This is a genomic window from Microbacterium gorillae (genome assembly GCF_050990725.1).
In the GTDB taxonomy this organism is placed as follows: domain Bacteria; phylum Actinomycetota; class Actinomycetes; order Actinomycetales; family Microbacteriaceae; genus Microbacterium; species Microbacterium gorillae_A.
Genome location: NZ_CP158844.1, coordinates 4,304,023 through 4,316,956 on the forward strand (window position 1 = coordinate 4,304,023; position 12,934 = coordinate 4,316,956).

8 protein-coding genes are annotated in these 12,934 nt (G+C 69.0%); 5 read left to right on the plus strand and 3 right to left on the minus strand.

Features of this window, described 5'->3' with window-relative positions; genetic code table 11:
- Nucleotides 1-66: 66 nt before the first annotated feature.
- Together ABTV68_RS19830 and ABTV68_RS19835 are read left to right on the plus strand one after the other, a co-directional pair.
- Nucleotides 67-1,929: a sugar transferase gene (locus ABTV68_RS19830; protein ID WP_433675388.1), complete on the plus strand. Its 1,863-nt coding sequence runs from the start codon at nucleotides 67-69 to the stop codon at nucleotides 1,927-1,929.
- Nucleotides 1,929-3,101 (plus strand): DUF1972 domain-containing protein, encoded by a 1,173-nt coding sequence (locus ABTV68_RS19835; RefSeq protein WP_433675389.1) that lies wholly within the window; start codon nucleotides 1,929-1,931, stop codon nucleotides 3,099-3,101. The genes ABTV68_RS19830 and ABTV68_RS19835 overlap by 1 nt, the downstream gene beginning before the upstream one ends.
- 7 nt (nucleotides 3,102-3,108) lie before the next feature.
- On the opposite strand, the gene ABTV68_RS19840 is transcribed toward ABTV68_RS19835, so the two are convergent.
- Nucleotides 3,109-4,239 carry a glycosyltransferase gene (locus tag ABTV68_RS19840; RefSeq protein WP_433675390.1) on the minus strand — a complete coding sequence of 377 codons (1,131 nt, stop codon included), beginning with the start codon at nucleotides 4,237-4,239 and terminating at the stop codon, nucleotides 3,109-3,111.
- A 3-nt stretch (nucleotides 4,240-4,242) separates the two neighbouring features.
- Entirely contained in the window at nucleotides 4,243-4,848 is a 606-nt protein-coding gene (locus tag ABTV68_RS19845) for a hypothetical protein (protein ID WP_433675391.1), read from the minus strand.
- 68 nt (nucleotides 4,849-4,916) lie between these two features.
- On the opposite strand from ABTV68_RS19845, the gene ABTV68_RS19850 reads away from it, so the two are divergent.
- From ABTV68_RS19850 to ABTV68_RS19860, 3 genes are all read left to right on the plus strand, one after another.
- A complete protein-coding gene (locus ABTV68_RS19850; protein WP_433675392.1) occupies nucleotides 4,917-6,308 on the plus strand; it encodes a polysaccharide biosynthesis tyrosine autokinase in 1,392 nt (463 codons plus the stop codon).
- Nucleotides 6,305-7,615: a lipopolysaccharide biosynthesis protein gene (locus tag ABTV68_RS19855; protein WP_433675393.1), complete on the plus strand. Its 1,311-nt coding sequence runs from the start codon at nucleotides 6,305-6,307 to the stop codon at nucleotides 7,613-7,615. Before ABTV68_RS19850 ends, ABTV68_RS19855 begins: the two co-directional genes overlap by 4 nt.
- Before the next feature lie 85 nt (nucleotides 7,616-7,700).
- Entirely contained in the window at nucleotides 7,701-9,035 is a 1,335-nt protein-coding gene (locus ABTV68_RS19860; protein ID WP_433675394.1) for a hypothetical protein, read from the plus strand.
- Between the two features lie 372 nt (nucleotides 9,036-9,407).
- On the opposite strand, the gene ABTV68_RS19865 is transcribed toward ABTV68_RS19860, so the two are convergent.
- On the minus strand, nucleotides 9,408-12,764 hold the full coding sequence (locus ABTV68_RS19865) for a PKD domain-containing protein (protein ID WP_433675395.1): 3,357 nt from the start codon (nucleotides 12,762-12,764) through the stop codon (nucleotides 9,408-9,410).
- Nucleotides 12,765-12,934 lie beyond the last annotated feature (170 nt).

The window sequence follows — 12,934 nt, forward strand, 5'->3', positions numbered from 1 at the left end:
TGACGGGTGACCCGCGGGGGCGGGCACGGTGTGATGTGGGGACACGAACGTGCAGGGGATGCAACGATGACCGCGCTGGAGCGCGGAACCGGACACCGACTCGACGCGCGCCGAGGACACCTCGATGCCCGAGCGCTCGCGCGAGGAGGGTGGCCGGGAGTCGCCGACGGGATCGATGAGGATACGATCCCGCGCAGCGCACAGGACTCCGACGCGCTCATCGACATCCCGGCGCGGCCGATCCACGCGCTCGTGGACGGGCGCGATTCAGATCGACACGGCGACGATCACGGCAGTGCGGATCACGCCCGCGCGCATCACGCCGGTCCAGACCGGAGCGTACCCGGCGGGCTCGAGAACGACCCCCTGCACGGAGCCGACGCGCACGTGACAGACCAGCCCGGAGCCGATCGTCACGAACGAGGATCCGATGCACCCCGCTCGCCGACGACGCCGTCAGCGCCCACTACGGGTACGGCGCTCGACATCCGCCGCCGCTGGGAGCGCCGCTACCGTCGTCGCCTGCAGTGGACGGACTTTGCGGTTGTTCTCGTCGCCACGCTTGCGCCGCGGGCGCTGCTGTTCTTCCCCCTCCCCGGCCTTCCGCTGGCGGAGGCCGTCGACATCCTGACCGGCGCATTCGCTCTCCCTCTTCTCGTTGCGACGTGCTGGCTGATCGCGCTGGCCCTCTTCCGCTCCCGAGAGGCCGCGGTCTTCGGCAGCGGGACCACGGAGTACGCGCGTGTACTCGGCGCCACGGGGCTCGCGTTCGGCGCTCTCGCGGCCGCGTTCGTCGTCGTGCAGGCCGACGGTATGCGGCTGCAGCTTCTGGTCTCTCTGCCGCTGGGCCTGTTCCTGCTCCTGCTCGGGCGATGGGGCTGGCGGCGCTGGCTGCTGCACGAGCGACTGTTCGGCCACTATGTCTCGCGCACCCTGGTCGTCGGCGAGATCCGCGACGTCGAGTACGTGATCGAGGCGCTGCACCGCGACGGACAACGAGCGCACCTGGTGGTGGGAGCCGTGCTCACCGGCGCCCCGGACACCCACCACCGCGCCTCACTGGAGGTGGATGGCCGCCCCTACCCGCTGGTCGGCACCCCGCACACCGCAGCACGCACGGCTGCGGAGCTCGCGGCCGACACCATCATCGTGGTCAGCCAGGACGATGCCGACCCCTACTACGTGAAGCGGCTGTCGTGGGAGCTGGAGGGAACCGCCTCCGAGCTCATTCTCGGCAGTCGGCTCGCCGACGTCGCCGGCCCGCGGATCTCGCTGCGCCCGGTTGACGGACTTCCGTTGATTCAGGTCCGGATCCCGACCTTCGACGGCGGTCAGTTCGTCCTCAAGCGGGCACTGGACATCGTGGTGGCCCTCATCGGGCTGGTCGCGGTGGCGCTCATCACCGTGCCGTTGGCGATCCTCATCCCGCTGGATTCGCGCGGGCCGCTCTTCTATCGGCAGGAACGGATCGGTCGGGACGGCAAGTCGTTCCGGATGGTGAAGTTCCGCACCATGCGCGTCGGAGCCGATGCGGAGGTCGCCGCACTCATCCACGCGAACGACGGGGCGGGGCCGCTGTTCAAGATGCGCGAGGATCCGCGCGTCACGCGCGTCGGTCGCGTGCTGCGCCGACTCTCGCTCGATGAGCTGCCGCAGTTCTGGAACGTGCTGAGGGGCGACATGAGCGCCGTAGGTCCGCGTCCGCCACTGCCCGAGGAGGTCGTCACCTACTCCGGCGTGGTGTCGCGCCGACTCTACATCAAGCCCGGGATCACGGGCCTCTGGCAGATCTCCGGACGCAGCGACCTGACCTGGGATGAGAGCGTGCGCCTCGACCTGCGCTACGTGGAGAACTGGTCCCTGCTGTCCGACCTCATCATCATGTGGCGCACCGTCCGCGTGATGTTCTTCGCACGAGGAGCCTACTGATGCCCGCACCGCTGTCCCTCGCGATGATCGGCACCCGCGGCGTTCCCGCCGCCTACGGCGGCTTCGAGACGGCCGTGGAGGAGATCGGTGTGCGTCTGGCCGAGCGCGGGCATACGGTCACCGTCTACTGCCGCGGCTCGCGCCACCGCGCGAAGCGCTATCACGGCATGCGGCTGGTGCATCTGCCCGCGCTGCCGGTGAAGCAGGCGGAGACCCTCAGCCACACAGCCCTGTCCGCGCTGCACGCGGTCGGGCGCAGGCCCGACGCCGCATTCGTCTTCAACGCGGCCAACGCGCCGTTCCTGCCCCTGCTGCGGCTGCGTGGGATACCGACGGCCCTGCACATGGACGGCCTGGAGTGGCGGCGGGCAAAGTGGAGCGGACGCGGGCGCGACTACTACCGCTGGGCCGAAGGGCGAGGTGTGCGCACCGCCGACGCCCTGATCGCCGATGCTCCTGGAATCGCCGATTACTATGCGGCGGAGTTCGGGGTCCCTACAGAGCTGCTCCGGTACGGCGCTCCGATCCTCGAGCACGATACGTCGCCGTCCCCGGCGCTGCGGAAGTACGACCTACAGCCGGACGGATTCCACCTCGTGGTCGCCCGGTTCGAACCGGAGAACCACGTGCGCGAGATCGTCGACGGGTACCGTCGCTCGGACGCTCGCCTCCCGCTCGTGGTGGTCGGATCCGCCCCGTACGGTGCGGCTTACACGGCCGAAATCCAGCGGATCGCCGGTGACGACGCACGCATCCGGCTACTCGGCGGCGTCTACGAGCAGAGCCAGCTCGACGACCTCTACCGCCACGCACACACCTACCTGCACGGTCACTCCGTGGGCGGCACCAACCCGTCGCTGCTGCGCGCGATGGGCGCGGGCACCGCCGTCATCGCCTACGACGTCGACTTCAATCGCGAGACGCTGGACGGCACCGGATGGTTCTTCCGGGACGCCGACGGCGTGGTCGCCGCTCTCGCCGATGCGGAAGCGCACCCCGAACGGGTCCGCGAGGTCGCCGCCTCAGGACAGCACCGCGCCCGCACCGCTTTCCGCTGGGACGATGTCGCCGACGGTTACGAGGCGCTCGCCCGCGAACTGGTCGCTGGGCGCACGATCCATCCACTCGCGAAGCTGCTGCGTCGCCAGGCTCCCGAACGCGTCGATGCCTGAGCCGGTGTCAGACCTCGCTGCGCTCGCGCGTCGCCACGTCGGCACCCTTGCGGGGCGCGTAGACCACCAGGGCGTGGAACACGTAGCGCACGACGAACGCGATCACCAGCGTGACGGCGGCGACGAGCACCGGGGCGAGGTGCCAGGTCTGCACGGCCAGCCAGATCACGAAGATGCGGACCACGGCCTCGACGGCGTTGAACGTGAACGACTTGAAAAGTCGAGACCATACCGTCGAGGCGTCCTCGCGCATGTCGCGGAACACGAATCGCTCGATCAGCAGGAAGTTGCCGATGATCGTGAGCACGGCCGCGATGATCGCCGCCCACACATAGCCCATGCCGAGCCCCTGCAGACCGGCCATGATGCCGAGGTTCGCAAGCGCGCCGATGCCACCGATCACGGCGAACGCGCTCATCCGGCCGAAGCGCAGGTAGGCGAGCTGAGTGAGGAAGCGGAAGCCCTGCTTCAGCGACGCCTTCGACTCTCCGGCATGACGACCGGCGAAGTTGAACGGCACCTCGGCGACGTTCAGGTTCTGGCGAGCCAGGATCTCGAGCAGAATCTTGAATCCACGGGGCTTCAGTCGCTGCGTGTCGATGCGCGTGCGATCGAGCAGGAAGAAGCCGGTCATCGGGTCGCTCACCGTGTGCAGGCGGATCGGGAACATCGCCTTGGTCACCAGGGTGGACATCCGCGAGACGAAGACGCGCATGCGATCCGAAAGGCCCGCGGCGGTGCCGTCCCCGGTGTAGCGCGAGGCCACGACCACGTCGTAATCACCCTCCTGCTGCTTCGCGAGCAGCGCGGCAATGGTCTCCGGCGGGTGCTGCAGATCCCCGTCCATGACCACGCACAGATCGGAGTGCGCTGCCGCGATGCCTTCCAGCACGGCGCCACCGAGGCCGCCGCGGGGCTGATCGCGATGGATCAGACGCACCGGGATCGTCGCGGTGCGCGCCACATCCTCCACGCGCTGCGGAGTGTCGTCGGTGGAGTCATCGACGAAGATGACCTCCACGGCGGTGCCGCGCATCGCGGCGCTCACGCGACGGACCAGCTCGGCCACGTTCCCCGCCTCATTGAAGGTGGGAACGATGATGCTCAGCACGGGCGTGCCCGCTCGCTCTTCGGTCACGCGTCACTCTCCGATGGCCGCGAGGATGCCCGAAGCCAGGGCGTGCGCGGCTTCCCGCACCTCCTGCAGTCCCGCGCGGTGCGCACGAAGGGCGGCATGGTGGACGTCCGGGATGTCATTCGGATCGTTGCTCTTCCTGAGGGCCAGAAGTCGGCGATGAGATGCGGCACCGGTGAGACCACGCCGCTCATGAAGGATATCCGCATACTCTGCGAGGTCCATCGCGCTCTCCCCATCATCGCCACCGAGCGACACGGCTTCGAGAAGAGTGAAGGTGCGCGCGCGAGCCGCGGGAGCGCGCAGCGCGATCGCCGATCGCTCCTCCCGGGTCGCCGTGATGATGAGGTCGGCGCGTTCCAGCGTGCGCTGCGCGATCGGCGTCGAGACGAAATGGGCACGGTAGTCGGCGAGGAGCTGAGGATCCATGCTCTCGGCCAGAACCTCGGTCGCCACCGGGCACAGCGGCCCGCCACGCGAATCCGTGCCGGCACTGCCCACCCGCCAATCGTCCTGGCGAACAGCCGCCTCCAGAGCCGCGATCATCGCGCCCGCCATCACCGGCGAGCGGCACTCATTCGCATGGCAGACGAAGAGTATGCGGTTCCCCATGCCGCGCCATCCTTTCCGCCACGGTCCCATCCGGATCGTTTGTCCCAGTCGATCGGAGAACCCGAGGCATGACCCTACACGACTACGCCGCAGCGATTCGCAGCCATGCGATCGTCATTCTGCTGCTCCTCGTGCTCGGCGGAGCGGTGGGATTCACCACCGCACAGTTCCTGCCGGACCAGTACCGATCCCAGGCGTCGGTGATGGTCATCGCCGACCGCGGTGACACGACCAGTGAGCTCGTCCAGGGTGCCACCTACGTGCAGAGTCTGGTGCAGACCTACACGGTGCTGGCATCCTCACCGCTCGTGTTGGATCCCGTGATCACCGAACTCGGCCTCGACACCACCCCGAAGGAACTCGCTGGCCGCGTGTCCGCGTCGGCACGCCTCGGGACCGTGGTCATCGATCTGCAGGCGGTGGACGAGGACCCGCAGGCAGCGCAGCGCATCGCGAACGCCGTGGCCGCCGAGCTCAGTGTGGCGGTCGAGAACGCCTCGCCGCGGGTGTCGGGTGGCGATGCCGCGGTGCGGGTCGACACCATCGCAGCCGCGACGCTGCCGACGGCGGCTTTCGCTCCGGACACGCGCGTGTTCATCGGCGGCGGGGTGCTGCTGGGACTGGCCCTGGGTCTGCTCGCGGCCGTGGCGGATCGTCGATTCAGCGCTCGTTTGGCCACGCGTGCCGACATCGAGACGCTGACTGACACACCCGTGCTGGGCGAGGTGGGTCATGTCGCCGACGGGCGCACCCTCGCGAGCACCATCCGTGTCACGCCGGACGGTGCAGTGGCCGAGGCGATGCGACAGGTGACGGCGTCGCTGCGGTTCCTGGATCTGCAGCAGAAGCACCGCGTGCTCATGATCACGTCGGCCGATGCGGCTGAGGGGAAGAGCTCGGTGAGTCTTGCGCTGGCGCTCACCCTCGCGGAGATGAACCATCGCGTGCTGTACCTGGAGGCAGATCTTCGTCGGCCCTCCGCAGCGGAGTTCACCCAGCTGGAGTCCGCGGTCGGTCTCACCTCCGTCCTTCTCGGTGAAGAGACGCTTGACAGCGCTGTTCAGACCTGGGCGGTGCCGACTCTGCGCGTGCTGACCAGCGGCCTGCTGCCACCGAACCCCGGTCAGGTGCTCGCCACCGACCAGCTGCGCGCGGTGGTCGAGCAGGCGCGGGCGAACTACGACTACGTCATCGTCGACACGGCACCCGTGATCGCGGTGAGCGATGCGCAGTGGCTGCTGCCGATCGTGGACGGCACGATTCTCATCGTCCGTTCGGGGCGCACGCCACGGGCGAACCTGCAGCGCTCGCTGCGAGCTCTTGCGGTCGGTGATCGACGCGCCCTGGGCATCGTTCTCAACGACTCCCGTACCGCGGTCAGCAGCGTGTACTACGGCGATGACGAGCCGCCGGCTCCGCGCGGGCGCCGATTCCTCGGGTGGGTGCGCCGACGCCTGTGAATGCACTCGCCTCGATTCTCGCCAAGGCCGCCACGACGCTTGTCGCCTTCGTGTGCGGCATCCTCACCGTCCGCGTGATCACGGGCGACGCGGGCGAGGCGTCCTACGCGCTCTTCGGCGCTCTCACCGCGCTGCCGTCGCTCGTGACTTTCAGCGATCTGGGCGCGGGTGCCGCGCTGGTCGGCTCGGTTGCATCCAGCGACGATCCGCGGCGAGATACGCGGGTCCGCGATCAGCTGACGTCCGTCGAACGGATTCTCTGCGCCTTCGCGGGCATCGTGCTGATCGCGGGGATCGTGATGCGACTGACCGGCGGATGGCGGCTGCTGCTCGGCTCCGCCGGGGATCTGCCCGGCGCTGAGGACGCCGCGCTGGTGTGCTGCGCCCTGTATGCCGCCACCGTTCCGCTGGGCGTATGGACGCGGCTCCTCCTGGGTGCCCGGCGCAATCACATCGTGATCCTCGTGCAGGGACTCGTCTCGCCTCTCACGCTCCTGCTCGTGTGGGCGTGGACGCATTTCCGTGGCGACGCCGCGTTCCTTGCGGTGGGGTCCTTCGTCGCCGCGCTCACCGCGGCCGGCGTGGGGTTCTTGGTGACGACGCTCAGCCTGCGCCCCCTCATGGGTATGGCACTGCGGCGCGTCTCGCGGCCCCGGCGTTATCCGGGCGCGCGGGTGATGGACATCGGCTGGCCGATGCTGGCGCAGCTGATCTCACCGCCGCTCGCGATGGCGGCGCAGCGCTACGCCGTGGCACAGCAGGGAACTGTGACGCGGCTGGCGGAGTACAACGCGGCCGCGCAGGTGTTCTTTGCGCTGATCGGTCTGATCTCGGCGGCGGGCGTCGCGCTGTGGCCTTTCTGGGCCCGGGCCCGCGCCCGGGGCGAGCTGCGGCGTGGGCCGGGGCTTCTGTCGGTGGCGTTCGGCGGTGGTACGGCCGCGGCTTCGCTGTGTGTCGCGCTGATCGGTCCGTGGCTGTTCGGCTTCGCCACCCACGGGGTCTTCGAGGTGGGCCTCGGCACCATTCTGGCGTTCGGGGCGATGGCCACCTGTCAGGCGGTGCTGTATCCCGTCGGCATGTTCCTGATGGATCCCGCGGGCATTCGCTTCCAGGTGGTGCCGACGCTCGCGATGGCAGTTCTGAGCCTCATCGGCGCGGTGCTGCTGGTGCCGACGCTTGGCGCTGCCGGTCCACCGCTCGCCAATGCGGCAGCCGTGCTGGTGTGTCAGATCGTGCCGTACGCGATTGCGATTCATCGCCATCGCGATCGGCTGATGCCGGCCGGCGGGAACGGAGAGGCAGGATGACGGCATCGAGCGGCGCACCTCGGACTCGATCAGCCGTGTCCAGCGGAGCCGGGCGAGCACGGGCTGCGGCGGACGTGGTTATCCGATGACGGAGATCGGCACTTCATCGGGCGTGCGCACGGGGGCAAGTCGGGCCGTCGCCGCTGTTGCGGCCGCGCTCGTCGGGATGCGGTTCTCTTTCGGCCCGGGTATCACCCTGCCGATCATCGCTGCGCTCCTGCTGCTGCCAGTGTGGTGGCCGGCGCTGCGGACGTTCCGGTGGGCACGACCGCTGATGGTCCTCGGTGTTCTGGCTCTCGTGAGCGGCGCTGTGCTCTCCCTGGTGTTCGCCGGTGACCGCGCGGTCGACTCGTCGCTGCTGGTGCGGGAATCGCTCACCCTGCTGTCGATGCTGTCCGGCATCGGGCTGCTGCTGTGGGCCCGCACCCAGCTGGCGACCTCTCACCTCGCAATCGCCTTCGCTCTCGGGGCGCTGGTGAATGTGGCGATCACCGGCGGCAACACCACCAATCTCTGGAAGTTCTCCCTCTCCTTCCCCCTCGCCTTCCTCGCGCTGGCTCTGGCGATGCGCCGGAGTCGATGGGGCGAGCTCGTGGTTCTCGGGGTCGTGGCGGTCATCTCGGTCGCGGCTGATTCGCGATCCTTCTCCTCGTTCGCACTCATCGCCGGGGCTCTGGTGCTGCTGCAGCTCGTACCTCCTCGTCAGCTCCGATCGCGTCCCTGGCTGACGCTCGGGGGGCTGGCGCTGTTGGGGATCACGGTGTTCCTCGTGATCCAGACGCTGCTGGTGGAGGGCGTGCTCGGTTCCGCGGCCCAGCAGCGAACCCAGGCGCAGTTGGACGCGAGCGGTTCGCTGATTACGGGCGGCAGACCGGAGCTCGGTGCCGCGATGGCGCTGCTCGGTGCGCAGCCCCTCGGGTACGGCAGCGGAACTCTGCCGAACATGTCGGACGTCATCATCGCGAAGAACGGCATGGAGGCACTGAGTTACGATCCCGACAACGGTTATGTCGATCGGTATCTGTTCGGCGGACACTTCGAAGTTCACTCCGTGCTGGGTGATCTGTGGATTCGGTTCGGACTCCCCGGCGCGCTGTTCGCGCTGCTCCTGCTCGCCGTCGCGGTCCACGCAGCGGCCGTACGGGTTTCGCTGCGGCGCGGTTCGGCGCTGCTCGCATTGCTGCTCGCCCTGGGGGTGTGGGACATGTTCTTCAGCCCGCTTCTCACGAGTTACAACACCCTCGCCCTGCTACTGGCGTGTGCCCTCCTCTCGAACGCCGAACGCGCCCGCCTCCCCCGTGCTCACGTCGGCGTCACACCGCCGTCGTTCCCCCGCCGCGCCTCTGACGCATGCCCCGACCCGCACCCTCACTCCACACGCCCCCGCTCCGGACACGCCATAGTGCCAGACACGCCATAGCTCCGCCCGCGCCTCCGCTCCGCACGCGCCTCCGCTCCGCACGCGCCGCGAACCTGATGCGCCATCGCCTTGCGCGGGCGCCCGCCGCCTCCCTGGCCACCACACCATCACCCGTGAAACTTCCGTCTGTGGGCGAGAATCAGCGCAACGCGGCGATTGTCGCCCACAGACGGAAGCCTCGCGGACAACACGAGGGGCCGGGACCAACCAGAGCCGGGGCCAGCCGGGGCCGGGGCGGGGCCAGCCGGGGCCAGGGCCGGGGACGGAGGCAAGGGCCAGGGCCAGGGCCAGCCAGGCCAGGGCCCCGGGGCCAGGGCCAGCCAGGCCAGGGCCACCGGGGCCTGTACCAGGGGGCGGGGGGCCGTGGGCTGGCTAGGGCAGCACGGCGTTGGCGTGGAAGTCGGTGATCGTCAGCTGGATGCGTGGCGTGGTGGCCGCAGAGGACATCGTGCCGCGCAGACCCACACTTCCGCGCTGTTGGAAGCCGTCGGTGCGGTCGGTCGCCGACAACTGCCACGTGCTGGGTTCGAGCTCACCGTCGCGCCACATGCGCGCAGAGATCGTCGTGGGTCCGGTCCCGGACACCTGGAGCCGCACGTGGATCAGCTCGCCGGGCCGGTACGCACCCGGGAGCACGGCGCTGGCGCCGCCCAGCGCGGCCTCATCACGAAGGATGTACAGACGCAGGGTACCGTCGGTCTCCACACGCACACGTCCCTGATAGGCGCCGGTCGGTGTCTGCCTGCCCACCACCGTCAGCGCGACAGCGCCAGTCCCGGTCGGTACAGCATCGGCGCGGAACGATGTCGATACGGTCACCGCGTCACTGACCACCGCGGGAAGCAACGCGGCGCGCGTCCACGACGGCTGCAGGAGGATGCCGGCGGCTCCCGGCGTGACACCGAACGCGCCGTCGCCGCCGGTCACCTCCCAGGGCCCGCCCGTGTCGGCGAGACCCCATGTGCCGGTCGCCGTCCGGGCGAATGTGTCCGCGGCCAGCACCTCCCCGGTCGGCGGTGCGGTGACCGCGACGGTCCGCGACCGGGTGTCTGTCGCACCATCGGAGTCGGTGACGGTGAGCGTCACCGTGTACTGGCCCTGCTGCACGTACGTGACCTGCGCGACGGCACCGCTCCCCCGCGTTCCGTTGCCGAAGTCCCACGTGTAGTCGGCGATGGGGCCCTCCTCGTCGGAGGAAACAGACGCATCGAAAGACGCCGTCAGACCGTCGGTGGCGACGGCGAAGTCCGCACGCGGTGGGTGATTCTCGCCGGCGGCTACCGCCGGACGGCCGTCGGTCACCTGATAGTCGTCGAAACTGAGGTTGGTGATCGACACGGTCGAGAGCGAACTGGACGACCCGGCGAGGCCGACGGGACCGGCGGTCTGCAGAGCGGCTGTCGAATCGGTGGCCGTGAGCTGCCACTCTGCGGGCTCCGCCGTGCGGCTGAACCACATCTTCGCCGCCAACTGGGTCGGCGAGGTTCCTCGAACACTCAGCGCGACATTCACGTCGTCGCCGGGTGTGTAGCCGGAGATCACGATGCTCTTGCCGCCCAGCGGGGTCTCTCCCTGCAGCAGATAGAGCCGAACCGTCCCACCGGGTTCGAATCGGAGGCGTGCGGAGTAGACCGCTGATCCCACCACCCGCCCGAGGACCATTGCGCTGACCACACCGCCGGCCGATGCCCGATCCACGGAGGCGCGTACGGTACTGATGCTGTCCGTGGTGGCGATGCCATCGAGCAGCACACTGCGGGTCTGCGCGGGAGACAGCGCGACTCGCCCACGCCCGTCGGACACCCCGAACGCGGCAGCGCCGCCGCTCGTGAGCCACCGCCCGCCGACGGCGGCGTTGCCCCATCCGGCGGTCTCGGTGCGTCCGAAGGCGTCGGCCGCGATGATGTTCCACTCCGGCGTATCACCCGCACTCACCACGACGCGGGTCCAATCCGTCGCGGTGCTGTTTCCGTGCGGATCCGCCACCACCACGCGATATTCCTGAGTGGAGCCGGGCTCCAAACCGGTGTCGCGATAGGTGAGCGTCGGACGATCCCACCGGGTCGATCGCGACGACGTGGTGAAGACGGGCGTCGCGGTTCCTCTCCGCTCCACCGTGTAGGTCAGTACGGCGTCATCCGGGTCGTGATTGCTGGTCCAGGTGAGCAGAGCCTCCCCGCTGCTGGTACTCGCCACGTGCACCGCGAAACCTCCGCCCGTAAGCACCGGACCCTGTTTCTCTGGAGCAGCGGTGCCGGTCGCAAAACGCACGAGTCCCTGTTGCGGAACACCCTGCACGGACAGGAACTCGCCGCCGTAGAGCACGTAATCCCCAGCCGAAGTCACGGTCCAGGTGGCCTGATTCTGGCCGGTGAAGGTCCCTGGCTTGAAGATGGGGTACCAGTGCAGCAGCGTGGCCGCAGGCTGACCACCGAAATTCGCGTAGGTGGGCACCCGGTTGTCGGCGAGCACACGTCCGGTCGGCTCCATGAGGAAGGCCAGACCGTGGTTGTGGAACTCCGGATTCTCATCCGGGAAGCCCCCCTCGATGGTTTCGCACGCGTGCGTGTGGGCCGCGTCGTAGAGCAGGCCGCCGAACAGCGCGACGTCATACACGTCCCCGTGGCAGTCCTCCATCGTGATGAGGCTGCCATCGCTCCACGAGGCACGGAATGTTCCCTCCAGCCCGCCACCCTCGAAGGAGTAGCCGCTGCCGTAGACGCTGGTGGCGTCGGAGGTGAGTCCCATGAATCCGGTCGCGGATCCGGCATTGCGGATGACGGCGTTCATCGCCCAGGGGAGCGTGGCACCGGTCTTGGCATCAAGCGCGGCGATACCCCGACCCGGCATGGTGGAGCCGTTGGCCGCCTCGAAACTTCCGGCCACGACGATCTTCGACCGGTCCGGTGAGACGATGACACTACGGCCGATGCCACTGCCGGTGAGCGTCGCCTGGAAGGGCAGCAGCTTGCCGGTCAGCGTGCTCACGGCACCCACGCGAGCCCGCGGTTGGTTGTTGAGTGTGCTGAAGCCGCCGATGACGTACAGGGTGTCTTCCGTCACCGCGAGTCCGTACACGCCCGCATTGGCGCCGACGCTCAGCGGAAGGACGGTGCTGTTCGCCGTATCAAGGGCAGCGATGCGGTAGCGCGTCTCCGTCCCGATCTGCGTGAACGCGCCGCCGAGGTAGATCGTCCGCCCGTCGGGCGAAGGCGCGAGCGCGTAGATCGCGCCGTTCACGGGAACCACGAATCCGTGGTCCAGCTCACCGGTGCTGAGACGATAGCGCAGCAGATTCTGGCGCGGCACCTCGTCGGTTCCTGCCGGCGCACCGGCAGGTCTCGCACTCGTGAACTGCCCGGCCACGTACACCCAGTCGCCGACGACGAGCTGCTTCCACACCACGCCGTTGATCTGCACGGTGGGCAGCGGATCCGCCGTCACGGTGGTCGGCAGTTCCAGCGCGGCGGCAGCGGCAGCGCCGGAACTGCCGTCATCCACCGCGGGATCGGCCTCGGCGACGCCCGTTTCTGCCTCCGCTGCAGAGGGATCCGCCGCGGAAGGTTCCGTTGCGGATGGATCCGTTGCAGCAGGCACGACATCGGAATCCACGGCGGCGGAACCCACGGCGGCGCTCGCCACCGACGCTTCTGACCCCGCGTGCTGTGTCGCATCCGCGAAAGCCGGTGGGGCCGCGAGCGCGCCGATGAGCACTGCTCCCACCGCCATGGCGATGGGTCGGGAGAGCGCGCCTCTACGTCGGTCGCGAGAGCGGAGATGCGAACTTCGGGCGGATGAAGACAGACGTGACACGTGAGCGAACCTTCCCCGGATTCGTTCGGTCGGCTCCCCAGCGGACCGAGGCGGACTCGGAAAGCCGCCTCCCGGCACCCTACGGG

Excerpts from the sequence above, each read along its gene's own strand:
- ABTV68_RS19860 (WP_433675394.1), top strand. The coding sequence starts at position 7,701 with ATGACGGAGATCGGCACTTCATCGGGCGTGCGCACGGGGGCAAGTCGG.
- ABTV68_RS19835 (WP_433675389.1), top strand. The coding sequence starts at position 1,929 with ATGCCCGCACCGCTGTCCCTCGCGATGATCGGCACCCGCGGCGTTCCC.
- ABTV68_RS19865 (WP_433675395.1), bottom strand. The coding sequence starts at position 12,764 with ATGGCGGTGGGAGCAGTGCTCATCGGCGCGCTCGCGGCCCCACCGGCT.
- ABTV68_RS19830 (WP_433675388.1), top strand. The coding sequence starts at position 67 with ATGACCGCGCTGGAGCGCGGAACCGGACACCGACTCGACGCGCGCCGA.
- ABTV68_RS19850 (WP_433675392.1), top strand. The coding sequence starts at position 4,917 with ATGACCCTACACGACTACGCCGCAGCGATTCGCAGCCATGCGATCGTC.
- ABTV68_RS19845 (WP_433675391.1), bottom strand. The coding sequence starts at position 4,848 with ATGGGGAACCGCATACTCTTCGTCTGCCATGCGAATGAGTGCCGCTCG.